Origin of the sequence: Pseudomonas sp. TREG-RG-20F-10-E-6-01 (assembly GCF_022662455.1) — a bacterium.
GTDB lineage: Bacteria > Pseudomonadota > Gammaproteobacteria > Pseudomonadales > Pseudomonadaceae > Aquipseudomonas.
In genome coordinates, this window is sequence record NZ_JAKNQP010000001.1 from 433,845 (window position 1) to 454,900 (window position 21,056).

Here is a 21,056-nt window from a genome sequence, read left to right on the forward strand (position 1 = left end):
TAATGAAGGGACTGCTCCGAATCACCTGGCTGCTGCTGTTGTGTTGCAGCCAGGTGCACGCGGCCACTCAGGAGGAGGACGCACAGGCCGCCAAGGCGCTGCTGACCAAGGCCTTGGCCTATTACCAGAGCAATGGCGACAAGGCGTTTGCCGCGTTCAGTCGCCAAGGGGAGTTTGTCGACCATGACCGTTATGTGTTTGTGGTCGACACCCAGGGCGTGTTGCTGGCCAGTGGCGGGCCCTCCTCGGCCTTGATCGGCCGCGATGTGTCCGAGTTGCTCGGGCCTGACTTGCAAGCCTCGTTCAAACAAGCGCTGGCGGTGCCCGAAGGCCAAGGCATCCAGCAGGCCGATTATCGCTGGCAGAACTGGAACGACGGCAAGGTTGAGCACAAGCATGTGTTTTATCAGCGCATCGGCGAGCGGATTCTGGCCGTCGGCTATTACCTGCCACGCGCCACGCCAGAGCAGGCTCGCGGTTTGCGCGACAAGGCGGTGAAAGCACTGGTCAAGGATGAAGCCGGCACGCTCAAGGCGATCAATTCGTTGCAGGGCGACTTCCTGCAGGATGACCTGTATGTGTTCGTGGTCGACCTGAATACCGGGCGCTATGTGGCCCACGGCACCAACCTGCGGCTGGTGGACACCGATTTTGCCAAGATCAGGGACCCGGACGGCAAGCCGGTGGGCGAGCCGATTTTGAAGCTGATGGCCGAGCAGGATCAGGGTGAGTACAAGTACCGCTGGAAAAACCCGGTGACCGACAGGGTCGAGAACAAACACGCATATGTGCGCAAGGCCGGGCACTTCATGGTGGCGGTCGGGTATTACAGCCCCTGATCAGGATTGGAATGCAGTCACCTGTGGGAGCTGGCTTGCCTGCGAAAGCGGTGGGTCAGTTTGCATAGCCGGCACTGATACACCGCTTTCGCAGGCAAGCCAGCTCCTACAATTTGATCTTCATCGGGTCAGTTACTTGGCCTTGTCTTCACGCCCACGCAGCACTCGGTTAGGCATCGCAATCGCCGCCGCCAACCCCAGCAACGACACCGCCGCACTCACCATCAGCAAATGCCGGAACGTCACCGCCAACTCCCCGCGCAGGGCATCCTGCGCCGGGCCGGGCGCGGCGTTCAAGCCGTCCAGCAAGACGTTGCCGGAACTGCCTTCGGCCACCAGCGCGCCGCTGGCCAAATGCGCAAAGCTCGAATCCTGCAACAGCGCCAGCAACAAGGCCGACATGCAGGCCACGCCTACGGCCCCGCCCAGGGAACGGAACAGGTTGGTGGTGCTGGTCGCCACGCCAATGTCACGCTGCTCGACCGAATTCTGCGTCCCCACCAACGACGTCGGGAACTGCATCCCCGCCGCAATCCCACACAGCAACATGAACATCGCCGTCATCCCGACCGCCTGCGGCGCACTGTAGGCCATGCCCAGAATCGCGAACGGGCTCAGCAACGCGCCGCTCAGAATCATTGGCTTATAGCGCCCGGTCACCGAGGTCATGCGCCCGGCAAAATAAGCCCCCACCGGCAGGCCGAAGGCCAGCGGCAGCAGGTGCAGCGCGGCGCTGTCCGCCCCCGAACCGGTCACCGTCTGATACCGCAGCGGCATCAACACCGTCAGGGAAATCGCCTGAAAACTGGTGAAAAAAATCGTGCACCAGCACAACACGGCGCTGCGATTGGCAAACAGGTGCATCGGCAGCAGAGGCTCGCGCGCACGGCGTTCATGCCAGACGAACACCGTAAGCGCCACCCCCGCACACACCAGCAGCCCGAGCACTTGCTGGTCGCGCCAATGATGGCCCTGGCCGATCTCGGTGATGCCCAGCAGCAAGGCCGTGAGGCCGATGATCATCAGCAAGGTGCCGACATAATCGATGATCGGCTTGCGCTGCGGCACCGGCAACCCGACCAGGGTGCGATGCGCCACATACCAGGCGCCGGCGCCCAGCGGCAGGTTGATCAGAAACACCCAACGCCAGGACAGATACTCGGTCATGTACCCGCCAAGCACCGGCCCGGCCACGCTGGCCACCGCGTACATGCTGCTGAAATAACCCTGATAACGCCCGCGCTCGCGCGGTGGAATGATGTCACCAATGATCGCCTGGCTCACCGAGATCATCCCGCCGGCGCCGATGCCCTGCAGAATGCGCGCCAGCACCAGTTGCTCCATGTTTTGCGCCATGGCGCAAAACAGCGACGCCACCGTGAACACGCCCATGCCGATCAGCATCATCGGGCGACGCCCGTACAAGTCACCGAGCTTGCCGTAAATCGGCACCGCCACCGTCATCGCCACCATGTAGCCGGAGATTACCCAGGCCAGCAGGTTGACGTCATGAAACTGCGCGGAGATGGCCGGCATGGACACGGCGACGATGGTCTGGTCCAGTGCGCCGAGGAAGATCGCCATCATCAAGGCGGCGAGCACACTGCGCACGGCGGGAACGGGTTGGGTGGGCTGGTTGAGGTTGGTCACGGCAGAACCTTCGAGCAAGGCCCACGGGCAGAAAGGGCCCGCGGGAATGCTCGATACGATAGCAGGCTACTCGATAGCTTCGTAAGCAAGCCCGACGTAATTTTCTGCAATGGTTGTGCGCCCTGCCTGCGAATCGACGAAATACGCCAGCTCACTCTCGGCGATGCGCTGGCTGAAGCCATCCGCGTCCGCAAACTGGTGCAGCATGGAGGTCATCCACCAGGAAAACCGCTCGGCCTTCCACACCCGGCGCAGGCAGATTGCCGAGTACTGCGGCAATAAGTCCACGCGCCCCTCGCGATACACCTTGAGCAGGATGCGAAACAGCGTATTCACGTCACTGGCCGCCAGGTTCAGCCCCTTGGCCCCGGTCGGCGGCACGATATGCGCCGCATCCCCGAGCAGGAACAGGCGCCCGTATTGCATCGGTTCCACCACAAAGCTGCGCAGCGGCGCGATGCTTTTTTCGATCGACGGCCCGGTCACCAACTGTGCGGCCAGGGCGCTGGGCAGGCGGGTTTTCAGCTCATCCCAGAAACGCTCATCCGACCATTCATCCAGCGCCGTTTCAGCCGGCACTTGCAGGTAATAACGGCTGCGGGTCGGCGAACGCATGCTGCACAGCGCAAAGCCGCGCGGGTGCTTGGCGTAGACCAGTTCGGCATGCACCGGTGGCGTGTCGGCAAGGACGCCCAGCCAACCAAAGGGGTAGACGCGCTCGAAAACCTTTAACGAATCAGCCGGAATGGATTGGCGCGCCACGCCATGGAAACCATCACAGCCGGCAATGTAGTCGCACTCCACACGAAAGGCTTCGCCCTGATGCTCGAAGGTCAGCCACGGTCGATCACTTTTAAGGTCATGGGGCTGCACGTTGTGCGCTTCGTACAGCGTGAGGGCGCCAGCGGCTTCACGCGCTTGCATCAGGTCGCGGGTCACTTCGGTCTGGCCGTAGATCATCACCGACCGGCCGCCGGTCAAGCCCTTGAGGTCGATATGGCTGAGCTGGCCATTGAGCGCCAGCTCGAAACCTTCATGCACCAGGCCTTCGGCGTCCATGCGCTGGCTGACGCCGGCTTCGCGCAGCAGGTCGACCATGCCTTGCTCCAGCACCCCGGCACGGATGCGGCCTTGCACGTAATCGGCCCGCTGGCGCTCTAGCACCAGGGTCTGGATACCCGCGTTGTGCAGCAGTTGACCGAGCAACAGTCCGGAGGGACCGGCGCCGATAATGGCGACTTGGGTTTTCAGCGTTTTCATTATTTTTAGGGTCCGCAAGGCTCACCCGAACGGATGAGGTGAAAGAGTTGTCATTGATCTTGTTGCTGACATTTTTCACTTGAGTGACCGCCATAAGAAGGTGAAAACTGAGACAAAGCCTGCGCTTTTTGCCAATCGGGGCGATTACCGAACCACTATCCTGAGTATCGGATTGAAACCATGACCAAAACTGCCAGTACCGCGATTCCGGTCTTCAAGCTTTACGGGGAAAGCCAGCAATGGCCGACGCCCGATTTGTTGCACTGTGAAACCATTTCCCGGCGCAGTCGGGAATACCAGTGGGAAATCCAGCCCCACCGGCACGCGGACCTGTGCCAGTTGCTGTACGTGCATAAAGGCCAGGCGCAACTGGAAATCGAAGGCCAGCGCACCACGCTCGACGAGGCGACCTTGCAGGTGCTGCCGCCCTTGTGTGTGCATGGGTTTCGGTTTGCCGAAGATGTCGAAGGGTTCATCGTGACGCTGTCAGCGCCGCTGGTCAGCCATTTGCAGACGCAGCTGGGCTCGACGGTGGACGGCTTGCAAGCCCTGGGCAACTACCCGGCGGGCAAGGACAGCGACTACCTCAACAGCCTGTTTGCGCGCCTGCAGGACGAATACGCCGATGAGCAACCGGCGCGCGACATGATGATGCACGCCTTGGTCAGCGTGCTGCTGGTGTGGATCAGCCGTCAGGCCATCCAGCGCCGCCACGCGCGCGCACCGCGAGGGCGTGAATATTTCCGGCGGTTTACCCAACTGGTCGAACAGCATTACCGCGAGCACCCCAAGATCGAAGACCTGGCACACAAGCTGGGCATCTCGGTTTCACACCTGAACGGCACGTGTCGCGAATTGGGTGGGCAACCTGCGCTGCAGATCATGCATGACCGCCAGTTGCTGGAAGCCAAGCGCCTGCTGACCTACACCAGCATGACCATCAATGAGATGTCGGAGGTGCTGGGGTTTTCCGACCCGACCAACTTCTCGCGACTGTTTCGGCGCCGGGTCGGGTTCTCGCCCAAAGCGTTCCGCGAGCAGTTGAAGGCCGAACAGCCTACCTGAGCGCGCTGAAACTGCCGGTACGCGGCAGGCACATGTCCTGATGGCAACTGACCGCAAAGGTCGGCTGCATGCGGGTCTGTTCAACCCGATAGGCAGCCGTGCCGTACAGCGCGGTAGCCAGGGCGCACAGGATGAAAATCATCAGGTACTTTCTGATTTTTAGAGTCATGGCACACCTCTGAACTGATCGACTCGGTGCTGTTTAAAGCATAGGTCAGCCAGCAAGAGTTGCCATTATTGGACGCCATTCAAGATCTTTATGTCGGGTTCAAAGGCCGACATCCCATACCGGCTCCTCAGGAAAGCGCAGCACCAGAAAATCCAGCAGGCTGCGCAGCGCCAACGGCATGTGCTTGCGCGAGGCGTACACCGCGTAAACATTCATTTGCTGGGGCTCCGCCTCGGGCAGCAAACGGATCAGTTCGCCGCTGCGGATGTAATCCCCCGCCTGATAACTGGGGAGCCGCGCCACCCCGGCCCCCGCCAATGTCACCCGTAACAGCGCGGTCGCCTCGTTAGCGCTGATATTGCCCTGTACCGCCACCGACACCGGCTCTGCGTTTTCGGTGAAGTGCCACAGGCTTTTGCCGAAGTAAGTGTGCGTCAGGCAGTTATGCTTCGCCAGGTCGTGCACGTGCTGCGGACGCGGGTGCTCCAGCAGGTAGGCCGGGGACGCGCAAATGACCGAGCGGCAGAGGGTCAGCTTGCGAGCGATCAGGTTGGGGTCCAGCTCAAAACTGGTGCGAATGGCCAGGTCGATACGCTCATCCACCAGGTTCACCGTACGGTCGAGCATCTGCAGATCGATACTGACCAACGGGTTGCGCTTGACGAACTCGGCCACGGCGTCCGCCAATTGCGCCTGGCCGAACGAGCTGCTGACACTCAGCCGTAGCTGGCCGCGCGGCGCTTCGTCCGGCTCGCTGACGGCGGCCTGCATGTCGTTGCACAACTCCAGCAACTGCCGCGCTCGGGGCAGCATTTCGCTACCCGCCGCGGTGAGGCTGAGCTTGCGCGTGGTGCGATGCATCAGCCGCGCGCCCATCCAATCCTCAAGTTCTGCCAGATAACGTGAAACGACCGGCCGCGACAGGTCCAACTGATCCGCCGCCGCCGACTGGCTACCCAGGTCGACGACCGTGACAAACACCCGCATTGCTTGAAGACGATCCATGATTTGCACGCTTTCAGAAACAAACTATGTTCAAGCATGGCATTTTTTGTGACGTTTGGTGCAACTAAGCTCTGGGCATCACTTACCTGCTGCTGGAGCTGCACATGATCTCGACGCTTAAACGATTGGCCACGGCCATGGCCGCCCTGGCATTCGCCGCCCATGCCGCGGCAGCCGATCTGACGCTGGATGCTTATAACCCTGGTACCTCGGCAATGATGCCCGTCAGCTCGGTACTGGTCAGCGGCGAGCACGACGTCATCCTCGTGAACGCGCAATTCGGCAATGCCCAAGCCGAGCAACTGGTGACAAAGATTCGCGCCAGCGGCAAGCGCCTGACCACCATCTACGTCAGTGACGGCGACCCGGATTACTACTTCGGCCTTGAAGTGCTGACGAAGGCGTTCCCCGCCGCCAAGGTGGTAGCCACCCAGCCGGTGGTCGACCATATCAAGGCCACCGCCGAGCAGAAACTCGCGTTCTGGGGCCCTAAGCTGGGTGCCGACAAACCGGCCAAAGCCATCATCCCGCAGGTGCTCCAAGGCCATAGCCTGAGCCTGGAAGGCAAGACGCTGGAAGTGGTCGGCCTGGACGGCCCGCAGCCGGACCGCACTTTCGTGTGGATTCCATCGATCAAGGCCGTGGTGGGCGGCGTTGTGGTGTTCGAGAACACCCACGTGTGGATGGCCGATACGCAAACCGCCCAGTCCCACGCTGACTGGCTGGCAACCTTGCAACGCATCGAAGACCTGAAACCGCGCACCGTGATTCCGGGTCACTACCTGGGTACACCCACTGTGCAGTCCGTGGCATTCACCGCGGGCTATATCAAAGCGTTCGATGAGGAAACCGCCAAGGCCAAGGATTCCACTGCGCTGATCGCGGCCATGAAAAAGCGTTACCCGAAACTTGAAGATGAGAGCAGCCTGGAACTCGGTGCCAAAGTCGCCAAGGGCGAAATGAAGTGGTGAATGGTTTTAAACCTTAACGTACTGGAGAGCGTCATGAGCAAGATCGCAATCATTGGTGCCACCGGCCGCGCCGGTAGCCAACTGTTGGAAGAAGCGCTGCGTCGTGGGCATACCGTCACCGCCCTTGCGCGTAATACCGGCACGCTGACCGCACGCCCGGGCGTCACCGTCAAAAAGGTCGACGCCCTGGATGCCAACGCCTTGCAACAGGCGGTCAGCGGCAGCGACGTGGTGATCAGTGCGGCGCACTTCGCCACACTGCCGGCCAGTGCGGTGATCGGCCCGGTGAAGAACGCCGGGGTGAAACGCCTGCTGGTGGTCGGCGGTGCAGGTTCGTTGTTGTTGCCGGATGGCAGCCGAGTCATCGACAGCCCTGGCTTCCCGGCAGAGTACAAGGCCGAGGCCAGCGCCGGCGCTGAATTTCTTGATGCGCTGCGCCAGGAAAAAGAGCTGGACTGGACCTTCCTGTCGCCGTCGGCGGAGTTCGTTGAGACCGAGCGCACCGGAACATTCCGCGTGGGCCAGGATGATTTGCTGGTGAGCGCGCAAGGGCGCAGCTGGATCAGCTTTGCCGACTACGCCATCGCGTTGATCGATGAAGTAGAAACGCCGAAGCACTCGCGCCAACGATTCACCGTAGGCTACTGACCCTGTAGGAGCTGGCTTGCCTGCGATAGCATCACCGCGGTATGACTGACACACCGAAGTGCCTGTATCGCAGGCAAGCCCGCTCCCACACAAGCCCGCTCCCACTTTTGGATCTGCGGTATTACGACGGTTGGGCTTGGCTCACCAGCCACTCCATCAGTGCTTCCAGCCCGGCCGAAGGCTCAGTGCCCGGCGGGTACACCAGGTAATACCCCATCCCGGTCGGCACGCGCAGTTCAAACGGTGTCGCCAGCCGCCCCGCCTTCACATCCTCGCCAATCAACGCACTGTCGCCAATCGCCACTCCCGAGCCCTGGGACGCCACCGTCATTGCCAGGTCCAGCGTTTCAAAATGATGCCCCTGGGCCAGGTTGCTCAAGCGCGTGTTCGCAGCCTTCAGCCACAACGCCCAATCGCGCTCGTCCCGCGTGGGGTGCAGCAGCACCTGGCGCTGCAAATCAGCCGGTGTGTGCAGGCTGGCGAGCAACGCCGGCGCGCAGACCGGGGTGAGTTGTTCATCGAACAAATGCCGCGCCTGCGCCGACTGCTCGGCGATGGGCGCATAGATCACCGCCGCGTCGAATTGCTCGCGGCGAAAGTCCACGGTGTAGGCCACGGTGGTGGTGAGTTCCACCGGCACGTCCGGGCGTTCCTTTTGCCACTGCATCAGGCGCGGCAGCAGCCAGCGCATCACACACGTGGAGGCCTTGAGTTGCAGGGTCTGGCGGCGGCTGCCGATCTGCTCCACCGCGTCGCCGATCAAGCCAAACACCTGCTGCGCCCGCAGCGACCACTCGCGGCCCTCTTCGGTCAGGCTCAAGCCCCGCGCCTGGCGCTGGAACAAGGCATAGCCCAAATGGCTTTCGAGCCCGGCAATCTGCCGGCTCACCGCACCTTGGGTGATGTGCAGTTGCTCGGCGGCGCGGGTGAAGTTGCAGCACTGGGCCGTGACCCAGAAGGTGTGCAGCGCGGGTAGCGGTGGCAAGCGTTTCATTGGGCGCAGCCATGACGTGGGGACATGGCTAGTATGACTTTTTATCGATTGTTGGCGCTACCGGCCTGCCGCTCCAATGGCGCCTCGAATCAACAACAAGAGCGACATGTATGGCGACCTGCGGCGAAGTATTGGTCAACCTCCTGGAACGCTACGGCGTAGACCAGGTGTTCGGCATTCCCGGCGTGCACACCGTCGAGTTGTACCGTGGCCTGGCGCGCTCGAGCATCCGTCACGTCACCCCGCGCCACGAACAGGGCGCAGGCTTCATGGCCGACGGCTATGCGCGCACCCGCGGTAAACCTGGTGTGTGTTTCATCATCACCGGCCCCGGCATGACCAACATCACCACCGCCATGGGCCAGGCCTATGCCGACTCGATCCCGATGCTGGTGATTTCCAGTGTGCAATCGCGCAGCCAATTGGGTGGCGGGCGCGGCAAGCTGCATGAGCTGCCGAACCAGAGCGCGATGATCGCGGGCGTGGCGGCGTTCTCGCACACCTTGATGTCGTCGGCGGAGTTGCCTGGCGTGCTGGCCCGCGCGTTTGCGCTGTTCCAGGCCGGGCGACCGCGCCCGGTGCACATCGAGATTCCGCTGGATGTGCTGGTCGAAAACTCCGATGCCCTGCTCGGCAGCGAGCCGGTCAGCGTGGCGCGCGCCGGTGCCGCGCCGGCGGCGGTGAAGCAGATGAGCCAGTGGCTGGCGGCAGCAAAACGCCCGCTGATCCTCGCCGGCGGCGGCGCCATCGAGGCGGCCGCCGAATTGACGCGCCTGGCCGAACGGCTTGGCGCACCGGTGGCCCTGACGATCAACGCCAAAGGCATGCTGCCGGCCGCGCACCCGTTGCTGATCGGCTCGACCCAGACGCTGGTCGCCACCCGCGCCCTGGTCGCCGAAGCCGATGTGGTGCTGGCCATCGGCACCGAACTGGCGGAAACCGATTACGACGTGACCTTCGCCGGGGGGTTCGAGATCCCCGGCGCGCTGCTGCGCATCGATATCGACCCCGACCAGACCGTGCGCAATTACCCGCCTCAGGTCGCACTGGTGGCCGATGCGCAGATCGCAGCCGAAGCGTTGTTGGCCGCGCTGGACAGCCAGGTATTGGGCGAGCGCGACCCCGACTGGGGCAGCCCACGCGTCGCACGCCTGTGGGCTGAATTGACGCGCACCTGGGACGCCGCCACCCGCGCGCAAACCCTGTTTCTCAACACCGTGCTAACGGAACTGCCCGGCGCCGTGCTGGTGGGCGACTCCACCCAACCGGTGTACAGCGGCAACCTGACCCTGAACCTCGACCACCCACGCCGCTGGTTCAATTCCTCCACCGGCTACGGCACCTTGGGCTACGCCCTGCCGGCAGCGATTGGCGCCTGGCTGGGACGCGGCGACGGGCAACCGGTGGTGTGCCTGATCGGCGACGGCGGCCTGCAATTCAGCCTGCCGGAACTGGCCAGCGCGGTCGAGGCGCGCGTGCCGGTCATCGTGCTGCTGTGGAATAACCAGGGTTACGAGGAGATCAAGAAGTACATGCTCAACCGCGCCATCGAGCCGGTTGGCGTGGATATCTACACCCCGGACTTTATCGGTGTGGCCAAAGCCTTGGGCTGCGCCGCCGAGAGCATTCAGGGTATCGCGCAGCTGCGCACGGCATTGCGCGCCGCCGCTGATCGCCAGGGGCCGACGCTGATAGAAATTGACCAGGGGTTGTGGATGCAGGAGGTCGCGGTATGAGCGCAGTATTGAACGGTGTGTTTATTGCGGGCGAATGGCGTGCAGGCCATGACGTCATCGAGGTGATTAACCCTGCCACCGAAGCCACCCTGGCCCACGTCAGCGTGGGCGATGCGAGCACCGTGGCCCAAGCGGTGGAGGCGGCCAGCGCGGCGTTCATCGACTGGTCGAAAAGCACCGGCCGGGACCGCGCCGCCGTGCTGCGCAAGATCGCCCAGGGCGTGAGCGCCCAGCGCGAGCAGCTGATGAAGTTGCAGTCGAGCAACAATGGCAAGCCGCTGTTTGAGGCCGGCATTGATGTGGACGATGTGATCGCCACCTTCGACTACTACGCCGGCATGTGCGACGACATGGACGCCGCGCAAGACCGCCCGGTGGCACTGCCCGGCGAGGACTTCAGTGCACGCCTGCGCCGCGAGCCCTGTGGTGTGGTCGGGCTGATTGTGCCGTGGAATTTCCCGATGGTGACCACCGCCTGGAAACTCGCCCCGGCCCTGGCGGCCGGATGTTGCGTGGTGCTCAAGCCATCGGAAGTCACGCCGTTGGCCGAGTTGCAACTGGCGAAGATTATTGCCCAGGCAGGGCTGCCGGCGGGTGTGTTCAACCTGGTCTGCGGCACGGGCCTGGCGGTTGGCGCACCGCTGGCCGCAGACCGCCGCGTGGCGAAGATGTCCTTCACCGGCAGTAACGCCGTCGGCGTGCAGGTGATGCAGCGTGCGGCAGAAACCATCAAAGGTGTAAGCCTTGAGCTGGGCGGTAAATCCTCGTTGCTGGTGCTCGCGGATGCCGACCTCGACCTGGCGGTGGAGCTGGCCTGTGGTGGTGGTTTTTTCAACGCCGGGCAGATGTGTTCGGCCACCAGCCGCGTGCTGGTGGCTGACAGCTTGGCGGACGCGTTCCTGCAGCGTTTGCAGACGCGGGCCGAAGGGATTCGCGTGGCAGACCCATTTGCCGATGAGGTGGAAATGGGCGCGTTGATCAACCGTGCGCAGTATCAGCGGGTGCTGGGGCATATTCAGCGTGGCATCGCAGACGGCGCGCGTTTGCTGTGCGGCGGTGAACGACCGGCCGACCTGGCAAAGGGCTATTTCATTCGCCCGACCGTGTTTACCGATGTGCCGTTGAACAGCGCGTTGTGGAACGAAGAGATCTTCGGACCGGTGCTGTGTGTACGACGTTTTACCACTGCCGAGGAAGCCATTGCCCTGGCCAATGACAGCGATTTCGGCCTGGTCGCCAGTGTGGTGAGTGCCGATGTCGACACCGCCGAACGCGTGGCCAATGCCTTGCAGGCCGGGCTTGTGTGGATCAACGCCCCGCAGGTGATCTTCCCGCAAACGGCATGGGGTGGTTACAAGCAGAGCAGCATCGGCCGTGAGTTGGGGCCTTGGGGCTTGGCGGCGTTTCAGGAGATCAAGCATGTGATCCGCGCCCTCTAGCGACTGGGATCCTTTGTGGGAGCGGGCTTGCTCGCGAAAGCGGCGCATCAGGCAATGAATCTGCGAATGACACACCGCATTCGCGAGCAAGCCCGCTCCCACATTTTGAATCGCTGTGTGCCAGTCACCTGCAATTTTTAGATAGCCCCAACGACTTTCTGATTTGCTCCCCTCCCCCCTGCGTGGCCTGATTCGCCCTTGTCTCTTCAAGGCCCGCCCATGGAAAACGTTCGCGCAACGCCCACCACCGCCGTCTGGCTGATGATCAGCGTCGTACTGGTCGCCCTGAACCTGCGCCCGTCGATGGCTGCCGTCGGTCCGCTGTTGTCATCGATTCGCGACGATGTGCCGTTGAGTTTCAGCAGCGCCGCCCTGCTGACCATGCTGCCGGTCATGGCCATGGGCCTGGCGATGTTCTTTGGCATGGGCCTGGGTAAACGCGTTGGCGAGCACCGCAGCATTGTGCTGTCGCTGCTGGTGATTGGCTTGGCCACGCTGTCGCGACTGTTTCTGGATTCGGCGCCAGGCTTGATCGTCAGCGCCATCGCTGCCGGCGTCGGTATCGCGATGATCCAGGCGTTGATGCCGGCGCTGATCAAGACACGCTTCAGCGCCAACGTCTCGCTGTTCATGGGCCTGTACGTCACCGCCATCATGGGGGGCGCGGCACTGGCCGCTTCGTTCGCGCCGTTGGTGCAGATGCAGACCGGCAGCTGGCGTATCGGTCTGGCCATCTGGGCGGCGCTCGCCCTATTGGCGCTGGTGTTCTGGTACGCCCAGCGTTCGGCAATGCCGCCACTGCCCCAGGCCGCTGCCGGCGAGCAAGAATCGTTTTTCGGCAATCGTCGCGCGTGGTTGCTGGCGATCTTCTTCGGCCTCGGCACCGCCTCCTACACCTGTGTGCTGGCGTGGCTGGCGCCCTACTACGTGGAGCAAGGCTGGAGCGAACAACATGCCGGCTTGCTGCTGGGGTTCTTGACCGCCATGGAAGTCGTGTCCGGCCTGATCACCCCGGCCATCGCCAACCGCCGTCAGGATAAACGCGGGGTAGTCGCGGTGTTGCTGGTGCTGATCATCTGCGGTTTCTGCGGCCTTATTCTCAGCCCTCAATCCCTGAGCCTGCTGTGGCCTTGCCTGCTGGGCCTGGGCATTGGCGGTCTGTTTCCGATGAGCCTGATCCTGTCCCTCGACCACTTGGACAACCCGCGCCGCGCCGGTGGCCTGACCGCGTTCGTGCAAGGCATCGGCTACCTGATTGCTGGCCTGTCGCCACTTATTGCCGGGATGATCCGCGACCAACTCGGCAGCTTCGAATGGGCCTGGTGGTCACTGACCGCCGTGATAGGGGTGATGCTGCTGATCGTCACGCGGTTCAATCCAAAGCATTACGCACGACATATCCGCTGACTTCGTATTGCCAACATTTTTTGTCCCACACCAAACATAGAAACGCCCTACAGAGCTTTCTATTGGCACGACCGTTCCGTTAAGCTTTTGCCCTTGTCGCGCGCTGCCTCAGTGCCAAGGCTTACCGGATGGAACGGATGCTAAACAGTAATTTGCTCAGAAAGCTCGATATGCAGGACTTGATGGTGTTCATCGCCGTCTACGACCAGAGCAGCGTTACCGAGGTGTCTGAAACGCTGTTCGTCAGCCAGTCCACTGTGAGTTACAGCCTGAAGAAACTGCGCACCAGTTTCGAGGATGAGCTGTTTATCAACACGCGGGCAGGCATGCGGCCTACGTACAAAGCCACGACCATGTACGGGCATGTGCAGAAGATCCTCGAGAGCATCAACCTGTGCCACGCCGGTGGCCAGGCCTTCGACCCGACGCAGAAGGCCGTGACCTTCAATGTGTGTGCGCCGGAGTACTTTGAGCAACTGATCCTGCCGCGCCTGCTGAAGAACTTCGACCGCGCCGATCTGCCAGTGATCGTCAATGTGCAAAAGCTGGAAACCGAGATTCCCGCCGAGGACTTGCGCGAAGGTCGCCTCGACCTGGTGATTTGTTTCGGCCCGAACTTTCACCGCGCCCACAAAGACTTCAAGGCCCAGATGCTGCTGGAAGATGATTTGGTGTGTGTGTTCGATAAACGCGCGACTCCGCGCGAGCCAGCGTTCAGCCTGCAATCCTTCGTCGAGCGGCGCCACGTGTTCCCCACGCCCTGGACCTCCCACACCAACATGATCGACGGCTGGCTGGCCCGCCAGGCCCACAAGCGCCAAGTGGTCGCCAGGGCCAACAGTTACAGCGCCGCGTTGAAGATGATCACCGGCACCGACTTCATCGTCACCCTGCCGCGCCGTGTGCAAAAGCTCTTGGCGCCCGCCAGCGTGTTTGGCCATTGCGAGGCGCCCAACGGGCTGCCGGGGTTCACCCTGGACATGCAGTGGAACGAAACCAGCGGCCAGGACAGCGCCAATACCTGGTTTCGTGAGCAAGTGGTGAAGGTCTGCGCCGATCAGGGGTTGTTGTAGCCCTCAGCCAATCGCGACCTTGCTGTAGGAATCGCGATCCATATCCACCAGCAGGACGCTGAGTTGAACCTGAATATCCGCCGGCCATTCGCCCTGGTCCTGCAACGCCGCCAACAGGCTTTCCGACAGCTGCTTCTTGACCTGCGGCGAGCGCCCGCTGAGCAGTGACAGCTTCAGCGCAATAAACCCGCGCGGGTTGAGTGAGGTGCCGACCTGGAACGTCTCAACCTTGACGGCGCGGCTTTTGATATCGAACTCGGAACCGAACTGCCCGGACGCCATCAGCACATTGTTGAGCCGCAACAGGGTTTTCTCGACGGCCAGGCCGGTCAGATTGGCGGTGTATTCCAGGTGCAGGTGCGGCATGAAAAGCTCCGAATAGTTGTAGGAAAAAGAGCGATACATATAGCACGCAGCCGAACCGAATCAGAACGCTTTCAGTGTGAAACTTCGATCAGGCTGCGCAGCGCACGGTTTTCCCAAACGGCTACGATCACCAGCACCGCCGTGGTCAGCGCGCCCAGCACCAAGGCCGAAAACACCTGCTGCAACCCAAGCGGCAACACCACCAGCAACATCAGCAACCCGCCGAGGTGCGACAGCGGTGGCAATGACCGGTCACTCATGACCCACTTGAACAACGCGCTGCCCACTAGAAACAACCATGGGCCGGCGATGATCGCCACCACGCCGGCCTGGCTGGCGTGGCCCGGATGCACCAGCACCAGTTCGTCGGCCACCGCGCTGACAATGATGCCGGCGACAATCAACACGTGCAGGTAGGTATAGGCAACTCGCGCCTGGCGGCCCGGGTCGGCAGAGCTGGCAATGCGGTGATGGGCGCGCTCGGCGCCGCTGTCGAAATAGATCCACCACAGCGCAATGCTGCCCACCACCGCCACCAGGAATGCGCCCAGGCCTTCCACGCTCCAGGGCAATTGGGCAAAGGTGGCGCCGGTCACCAGCAATGATTCGCCAAGGGCAATGATCACAAACAGGCCGCAGCGTTCGGCCATGTGGTTGCCTTCGACGTTCCAGTCCGCCAGGGTCGAACGCCCCAGGCCCGGTACCCAGAAATACACCGACGGCGATATCAGTTCGATCAACAGCGCCAGCGCCCAGAAGGCCAGCCGTTGTTGACCGTCGAGCAGGCTGCCGGTGATCCAGAACACGCCGGAACACAGCATCCACGCCAGGATTCGCTGAAAATTGCGAATCATGTTCAGCGACTCGCCGCGCACTGCCCACATCGCAAACAGCGTGCGTCCTACCTGCATGAACACGTAGGCGCCGGCAAACAGTACACCTCGGTCGGTAAAAGCCTTGGGAATCGAGGAAGACAGCAGCAGACCGGCCACCATCAAGCCGAACAGGCCGAGGCGGATCGGGATTTTTTCCGGATCGAGCCAGTTGGTGATCCACGACGTGAAGATCCACACCCACCACACCGCGACCATCATCAGCGCGACCTGCACCGCCCCGCCCAGGGTCAGGTGAGCCAACAGCGAATGGGACAATTGGGTCACGGCGAACACGAACACCAAGTCGAAAAACAGCTCGACCATGCCGACTTTGCCACTGTCATGACTGCCGCGCCCACGCAGCAAGGAACGGGATGGAATCATCGGTGGCACTCCCTGAAGTGGGTTATCTCAAGATTTTGTCGCGAGCACCGGCAGCATGTCGCGCTCACTCATGAACGCCTCCAGCCGCGAGCGCATCCAGCGTTCCGCCGGGTCGGTGTCGACGTGGCTGAGCCAGACCATGGACAAGTCCAGGGTCGGCGTTTCGAACGGAAAGGGCTCGCAAAACAGGTTGCCGCCAGCGGCCATGGCCTGGGCGGTGTAGTCCGGCAAGCTGGCGATCATGTCAGTGCCGGCGAGCAGCGCCGGCAGCGCACTATATTGCGGCACCGACAGCACCACATGGCGCTTGCGGCCAATTTCGGCCAGCCATTCATCGGCAAACCCGGACACGTTGGCGGTGTGGGACACCAGCACATGAGGGCGTGCGCAATATTCGTCGAGGGTCAGAGGTTTATCCGAGGCGTCGGCGCGCAACAGGCAGGAGCGTATATGCCGCAGCAGTTTACGTTTGGCGTTCGCCGGCAGGCCGCGGGTCTGGGTGATGCCGACGGTGATATCGCCGGACGCCAGCAGATCAGGAATGCGCCAGTAATCTACGTGCTGCACCACGAACACCACCAACGGCGCTTCCTGGCGCAACGCCCGCAGCAAGGGCGGCAGCAGGCCGAACTCGACGTCATCGGACAAGCCGATGCGAAAGGTCATGGTGCTCTGGGTGGGGTCGAAATCGTGGGTCAGGCTCAGGGCCGACGACAGTGAATCCAGGGCCGGCGACAGGTGCTGAATGATCTCCTCGGCGCGCGCGGTGGGTTCCATACGGTGGCCGACGCGAATAAACAGTGGGTCATTGAACAAGGTGCGCAAACGGTTGAGGGCCGAACTGATGGTCGGTTGACCGAGAAACAGCTTCTCCGCCACCCGCGTGACATTGCGCTCGAGCATCAGTGCTTCGAAGACCACCATCAGGTTGATGTCGGCCTTGCGTAATTCATTGCGATTCATCGGCACCTGCCCCTTTCCCCAAGACAAGCCGCAGTTTAGAAAGCCCGCGGGGCTGCGTCTATGTGAACACTGTTCATCCGGCGGCTTTGGGATTATAAATCAGCGCTTGAAGGCCGCAGGAACACCATCGTGCTGTTCATTATTGCCCTGGCCATTGTGGTGGCCGGGTTTTGTCTCTGGGTAGTCAAGGGGATCGCCAACCCCACGGTGAGGACGCTGACGCGGGTGTTTGTCGGCCTGTGCCTGGCAACCGTGATCGCGTTTGTGGTGTTGGCGTGGGGGGTTCCCGTCTCCGTGCTGCTTTCATGAGCCGTTGCATTCATCCACTCTCAGCAAGGACCGCCTGATCGTGAAATTTGCCTACACCATCATCTATGTACCCGACGTTGCCGCCTCTCTGATGTTTTTCGAGAAAGCCTTCGGCTTCAGTCGCCGTTTCCTGCATGAATCCGGCACCTACGGCGAGCTTGAAACCGGCGACACCACGCTCTCGTTTGCAGCGCATGAGTTGGGCGAATTGAATTTCGACGGTGGCCATGTCCAGGCACATGCTTCTAAAAGGCCGCTGGGGATGGAGGTCGGGTTTGTGACCGAAGACGTGTTCGTCGCCCATGCCAAAGCACTGGCCCACGGCGCGATAGAGCTGGCGCCACCCGCCACCAAGCCTTGGGGCCAGGTGGTGTCGTATGTGCGTTGCCCGGATGGCACGCTGGTGGAATTGTGTACGCCGATCGTAGGCTGATCGTGGCGCCAATGTAGGAGCGGGCTTGTTGGCGAAGGCGGTGAATCAGTGAGCCCATTGGTTACTGACACATTGCCTTCGCGAGCAAGCCCGCTCCCACCTTTAGACTGCGTTCGCTCATTCAATCAGGGTTTGAGCGGCCGCTCCTGATCTCGCTCGGAAAGCTCCGTACCATCGTCCGGATGCTTCCAGGTCTGCGGCTTTTCCTCTTCGGGCTGTCGCCGAGGTTGCTCATGCTCGTGCTCATCCCGGTGCTCGTGTTTGTCAGCCATTGCCACCTCCCATCCGTAAGAATTGGTCACCGCTTCAAGCATAGAACAGTGGCGAGATTTTGGACGCGCACAGCGATTGATAGCCATGACGCATCAATGTATCCAAATTACTCACTTATCATTTCTAAATGTGTCAGCCACTATCCGCGATCTTAAGCGAAACAAGCACTTTAAAAAGAACGCTGGAGACACAAAACCATGACTAGCCCTTCCCGGCCCGACTCTGCCCGCTCGAAAGTGGGTGCGGTATTCCGCGTTACTTCGGGCAACTTCCTCGAACAGTTCGACTTCTTTCTGTTCGGCTTCTACGCCACCTATATCGCCGCCGCGTTCTTCCCCGCCGCTAATGAGTTTGCGTCATTAATGATGACCTTCGCCGTGTTCGGTGCAGGCTTCCTGATGCGACCGTTGGGCGCGATCATTCTGGGTGCCTATATCGATGACGTGGGTCGCCGCAAAGGGTTGATCGTGACCCTGTCGATCATGGCCAGCGGTACGCTGTTGATCGTGTTGGTGCCGGGTTATCAAACCATTGGCCTGTGGGCGCCTTTGCTGGTGCTGCTGGGCCGCTTGCTGCAAGGCTTCTCTGCCGGTGCGGAGCTGGGCGGTGTGTCGGTTTACCTTTCCGAAATGGCCACCCCGGGCCGCAAAGGTTTCTACACCAGCTGGCAGTCGGGCAGCCAACAGATCTCCATCGTGGTCGCCGCCGCGTTGGGTTACGGCCTGAACGTGTGGATGCAACCGGCCGTGGTTGCCGATTGGGGCTGGCGCATTCCGTTCGCCATCGGTTGCATCATCATCCCGTTCATCTTCGTACTGCGGCGTAACCTGCAGGAAACCGAAGAGTTCGCCAACCGCAAGCATCGCCCGACCATGCGCGAAGTGCTGGCGACCCTGGTGAAGAACTGGACCGTGGTGATCGGCGGCATGCTGATGGTGGCGATGACCACCACCGCGTTCTACCTGATTACCGTGTACGCCCCGACCTTCGGCAAGACCGTGCTGCAACTGAGCACCTCCGACGCCCTGCTGGTGACCTTGCTGGTGGCCGTGTCGAACTTTGTCTGGCTGCCAATCGGCGGCACCCTGAGTGACCGTTTCGGCCGCAAGCCGGTGCTGGTGGCGATGACCGTGCTGACCGTGATCACCGCCTACCCGGCGCTGTCGTTTGTGGTCAACGCACCGAGCTTCGGCCACATGCTGGAAACCCTGCTGTGGTTCTCGTTCCTGTACGGCATGTACAACGGCGCGATGATCCCTGCGCTGACCGAAATCATGCCGGTGGAAGTGCGCGTGGCGGGCTTCTCGCTGGCCTATAGCCTGGCGACAGCGATCTTTGGCGGTTTCACGCCGGCGATCTCCACCTGGTTCATTCACATCACCGAAGACAAGGCCTCGCCGGCCTACTGGATGATGTTTGCCGCCTTGTGCGCGCTGTGCTCGACCCTCGCGTTGTACCGCCGCGCCAATACCCGCGGGCAGATGATGCAGGGGGCCGCATGATGAAGGCGCTGTACAAAACCCTGACCGCCCTGGCCCTCGGCGCTTTGGCGCTGACGGCCCAGGCCGAAGAGCTCAAGGTGATGACCTCCGGGGGCTTCACCGCCGCCTATAAACTGCTGGGCCCGCAATACGCCCAGCAAAGCGGCGACACCCTCGACACCATCCTCGGCCCGTCCATGGGCAAGGCGCCGGAAGCGATTCCCAACCGCCTGGCCCGTGGCGAGCACGCCGACGTGGTGATCATGGTGGGCTACGCCCTGGATGACTTGATCAAGCAGGGCAAGGTCGACAAGGCCTCGCGGGTGGAGCTGGCCGATTCGCGCATCGGCCTGGTGGTCAAGCAAGGCGCCGCCAAGCCGGCGATCGGCACCGATGCCGAGTTGAAAGCGGTGCTCAGCCAGGCCAAGTCCGTGGCGTATTCGGACAGCGCCAGCGGTGTGTATGTCGAGAAGGAGCTGTTCAAAAAGCTCGGCATGCCCGCCAAGGGCAAGATGATCGAGCGCATCCCGGTGGCTTCGGTGGTCGCCAAGGGTGAATACGAGGTGGGCCTGCAGCAGGTGGCGGAATTGCTGCCGGTGCCGGGCGTGACTTACGTCGGCAAGATCCCGGAAGACGTGCAATCGGTGACGCGCTTTGCGGCGGGCATTCCGGTCAACGCTCAACATCCGGCGCAGGCCAAGGCACTGTTGCAGTACCTGGCCTCGCCCGAGGCACAACCGCTGGTGCAATCCACCGGGTTGGACTCGGTGTCACACTGACCGAAACGGCATCTCCCGCACCAACCGTTCCAATTCCAGCGCCGCCGGTGGCAACGTCCGCCCGCGGCGCTTGATCAAGCCCACATTGCGCATCACCTGCGGTTCCACCAGCGGCACGCTTACCAGAATCGGGTGCGTGCCCGCCGGCATCGCAATCGACGGCACCATCGCCACGCCCAGCCCCGCCTCCACCAACCCGATCATCGTGGTCACGTGGTGGGTCTCGCAAATACTCGGTTTTTTCACCCGCACCCCACGCAGCGCCTGGTCCAGCAGGAAGCGGTTGCCGGAGGTTTTGTCCACGGTGATGTAGTCGTGCTCGTAGGCCTCGGCCCAGGTCACGCTCTCGCGCTCGGCCAACGGATGATCACGCCGACAGGCCAGTACGTAGCGCTCCTGCAATAACAGTTCAAATTCCACTTCGTCGGCCAGGCTGCCACTGAAACTCACGCCAAAATCCGCCTCGCCACTTTCCACCGCGTTGCACACCTCGCCGGCGCTGGCGTCCAGCACGCGCAGGCGAATCTTGGGGTACAGCTTGTGGAATTCGGAGATCACGTGGGGCATGAAGTAGTAAGCGGTGGACGGCACACAGGCGATGGTCACGTTGCCCATGCGCGTGGACGCGACGTTACTGATGCCCATCAAGGCAACATCAAGGTCGTCGAGCATGCGCTCCACTTGCGGCAGGAATGCCCGCCCGACCATGGTCAGGCTGACCCGCCGCGTGGTGCGTTCGAACAACTTCACCTCGAGGGCGGACTCAAGCTTTTCGATACGCCGGCTCAGCGCCGGCTGCGAGATGCGGATGGCCTCGGCGGCGCCGCGAAAACTGCCCTTGTCTACCACGGCGCGGAAAGCCTGGAGGTCGTTGAGGTCGAAGTTGATGATCACGGGATGGGCCAGTGTGGTCGATTTGGGGGGGCATTATCGTATG

22 protein-coding genes are annotated in these 21,056 nt (G+C 62.0%); 12 read left to right on the forward strand and 10 right to left on the reverse strand.

What is annotated here, in order from left to right:
- Nucleotides 1–2: 2 nt before the first annotated feature.
- On the forward strand, nt 3–839 hold the full coding sequence (locus L8K08_RS02100) for a cache domain-containing protein (RefSeq protein WP_242194012.1): 837 nt from the start codon (nt 3–5) through the stop codon (nt 837–839).
- A 132-nt stretch (nt 840–971) separates the two neighbouring features.
- Here the strand turns inward: L8K08_RS02100 and L8K08_RS02105 are convergent, their stop codons facing one another.
- Nucleotides 972–2,489, reverse strand: a complete 1,518-nt coding sequence (locus tag L8K08_RS02105) for an MDR family MFS transporter (RefSeq protein WP_242194014.1) — start codon at nt 2,487–2,489, stop codon at nt 972–974.
- 66 nt (nt 2,490–2,555) lie between these two features.
- Nucleotides 2,556–3,749, reverse strand: coding sequence for a 4-hydroxybenzoate 3-monooxygenase (gene pobA / locus L8K08_RS02110; RefSeq protein WP_242194016.1), 1,194 nt, complete (start codon nt 3,747–3,749; stop codon nt 2,556–2,558).
- Between the two features lie 180 nt (nt 3,750–3,929).
- Here pobA and L8K08_RS02115 point away from each other — a divergent pair, with 180 nt between their 5' ends.
- Complete coding sequence (locus L8K08_RS02115; RefSeq protein WP_145162965.1) at nt 3,930–4,814, forward strand: helix-turn-helix domain-containing protein; 885 nt, start codon at nt 3,930–3,932, stop codon at nt 4,812–4,814.
- Here the strand turns inward: L8K08_RS02115 and L8K08_RS02120 are convergent.
- Together L8K08_RS02120 and L8K08_RS02125 are read right to left on the reverse strand one after the other, a co-directional pair.
- A complete protein-coding gene (locus tag L8K08_RS02120; protein WP_164487913.1) occupies nt 4,807–4,983 on the reverse strand; it encodes a hypothetical protein in 177 nt (58 codons plus the stop codon). The genes L8K08_RS02115 and L8K08_RS02120 overlap by 8 nt on opposite strands.
- Before the next feature lie 99 nt (nt 4,984–5,082).
- The gene (locus L8K08_RS02125) at nt 5,083–5,988 is read right to left on the reverse strand and encodes a LysR family transcriptional regulator (protein WP_145162963.1); all 906 of its coding nucleotides are present in this window, start codon (nt 5,986–5,988) and stop codon (nt 5,083–5,085) included.
- 104 nt (nt 5,989–6,092) lie between these two features.
- Here L8K08_RS02125 and L8K08_RS02130 point away from each other — a divergent pair, with 104 nt between their 5' ends.
- Entirely contained in the window at nt 6,093–6,959 is an 867-nt protein-coding gene (locus tag L8K08_RS02130) for an MBL fold metallo-hydrolase (RefSeq protein WP_242194018.1), read from the forward strand.
- A gap of 33 nt (nt 6,960–6,992) precedes the next feature.
- Nucleotides 6,993–7,607, forward strand: coding sequence for an NAD(P)-dependent oxidoreductase (locus L8K08_RS02135; protein ID WP_242194020.1), 615 nt, complete (start codon nt 6,993–6,995; stop codon nt 7,605–7,607).
- Between the two features lie 121 nt (nt 7,608–7,728).
- Here the strand turns inward: L8K08_RS02135 and L8K08_RS02140 are convergent, their stop codons facing one another.
- Entirely contained in the window at nt 7,729–8,601 is an 873-nt protein-coding gene (locus L8K08_RS02140; protein WP_145162957.1) for a LysR substrate-binding domain-containing protein, read from the reverse strand.
- A 110-nt stretch (nt 8,602–8,711) separates the two neighbouring features.
- Here L8K08_RS02140 and L8K08_RS02145 point away from each other — a divergent pair, with 110 nt between their 5' ends.
- From L8K08_RS02145 to L8K08_RS02160, 4 genes are all read left to right on the forward strand, one after another.
- Nucleotides 8,712–10,337 (forward strand): 5-guanidino-2-oxopentanoate decarboxylase, encoded by a 1,626-nt coding sequence (locus tag L8K08_RS02145; RefSeq protein ID WP_242194022.1) that lies wholly within the window; start codon nt 8,712–8,714, stop codon nt 10,335–10,337.
- On the forward strand, nt 10,334–11,776 hold the full coding sequence (locus L8K08_RS02150) for an aldehyde dehydrogenase family protein (RefSeq protein WP_242194025.1): 1,443 nt from the start codon (nt 10,334–10,336) through the stop codon (nt 11,774–11,776). The genes L8K08_RS02145 and L8K08_RS02150 overlap by 4 nt, the downstream gene beginning before the upstream one ends.
- A 219-nt stretch (nt 11,777–11,995) precedes the next feature.
- Nucleotides 11,996–13,183, forward strand: a complete 1,188-nt coding sequence (locus L8K08_RS02155) for a cyanate transporter (RefSeq protein WP_242194027.1) — start codon at nt 11,996–11,998, stop codon at nt 13,181–13,183.
- 137 nt (nt 13,184–13,320) lie between these two features.
- Nucleotides 13,321–14,256: a LysR family transcriptional regulator gene (locus tag L8K08_RS02160; RefSeq protein WP_242194030.1), complete on the forward strand. Its 936-nt coding sequence runs from the start codon at nt 13,321–13,323 to the stop codon at nt 14,254–14,256.
- Nucleotides 14,257–14,259: 3 nt separating this feature from the next.
- On the opposite strand, the gene L8K08_RS02165 is transcribed toward L8K08_RS02160, so the two are convergent.
- The 3 genes from L8K08_RS02165 to L8K08_RS02175 all read right to left on the reverse strand — a co-directional run bounded on the left by L8K08_RS02165 (nt 14,260) and on the right by L8K08_RS02175 (nt 16,844).
- Nucleotides 14,260–14,622, reverse strand: a complete 363-nt coding sequence (locus tag L8K08_RS02165; protein ID WP_145162947.1) for a 5-carboxymethyl-2-hydroxymuconate Delta-isomerase — start codon at nt 14,620–14,622, stop codon at nt 14,260–14,262.
- Nucleotides 14,623–14,693: 71 nt separating this feature from the next.
- Entirely contained in the window at nt 14,694–15,881 is a 1,188-nt protein-coding gene (locus L8K08_RS02170) for a low temperature requirement protein A (protein WP_242194032.1), read from the reverse strand.
- A 27-nt stretch (nt 15,882–15,908) separates the two neighbouring features.
- Nucleotides 15,909–16,844, reverse strand: a complete 936-nt coding sequence (locus L8K08_RS02175) for a LysR substrate-binding domain-containing protein (RefSeq protein ID WP_242194034.1) — start codon at nt 16,842–16,844, stop codon at nt 15,909–15,911.
- Nucleotides 16,845–16,973: 129 nt separating this feature from the next.
- Here L8K08_RS02175 and L8K08_RS02180 point away from each other — a divergent pair, with 129 nt between their 5' ends.
- Both L8K08_RS02180 and L8K08_RS02185 read left to right on the forward strand, forming a co-directional pair.
- Complete coding sequence (locus L8K08_RS02180) at nt 16,974–17,153, forward strand: hypothetical protein (protein WP_106576985.1); 180 nt, start codon at nt 16,974–16,976, stop codon at nt 17,151–17,153.
- Between the two features lie 40 nt (nt 17,154–17,193).
- Nucleotides 17,194–17,586, forward strand: coding sequence for a VOC family protein (locus L8K08_RS02185; protein ID WP_145162941.1), 393 nt, complete (start codon nt 17,194–17,196; stop codon nt 17,584–17,586).
- A gap of 125 nt (nt 17,587–17,711) precedes the next feature.
- Here L8K08_RS02185 and L8K08_RS02190 read toward each other — a convergent pair whose 3' ends face one another.
- The gene (locus L8K08_RS02190; RefSeq protein ID WP_242194036.1) at nt 17,712–17,858 is read right to left on the reverse strand and encodes a hypothetical protein; all 147 of its coding nucleotides are present in this window, start codon (nt 17,856–17,858) and stop codon (nt 17,712–17,714) included.
- Nucleotides 17,859–18,056: 198 nt separating this feature from the next.
- On the opposite strand from L8K08_RS02190, the gene L8K08_RS02195 reads away from it, so the two are divergent.
- Together L8K08_RS02195 and L8K08_RS02200 are read left to right on the forward strand one after the other, a co-directional pair.
- Complete coding sequence (locus L8K08_RS02195) at nt 18,057–19,361, forward strand: MFS transporter (protein WP_242194038.1); 1,305 nt, start codon at nt 18,057–18,059, stop codon at nt 19,359–19,361.
- On the forward strand, nt 19,361–20,119 hold the full coding sequence (locus L8K08_RS02200) for a substrate-binding domain-containing protein (RefSeq protein ID WP_242195033.1): 759 nt from the start codon (nt 19,361–19,363) through the stop codon (nt 20,117–20,119). Before L8K08_RS02195 ends, L8K08_RS02200 begins: the two co-directional genes overlap by 1 nt.
- Here L8K08_RS02200 and L8K08_RS02205 read toward each other — a convergent pair.
- Nucleotides 20,111–21,013, reverse strand: a complete 903-nt coding sequence (locus L8K08_RS02205; RefSeq protein ID WP_106577295.1) for a LysR family transcriptional regulator — start codon at nt 21,011–21,013, stop codon at nt 20,111–20,113. The two genes, L8K08_RS02200 and L8K08_RS02205, sit on opposite strands and share 9 nt — an antisense overlap.
- Nucleotides 21,014–21,056: the final 43 nt, after the last annotated feature.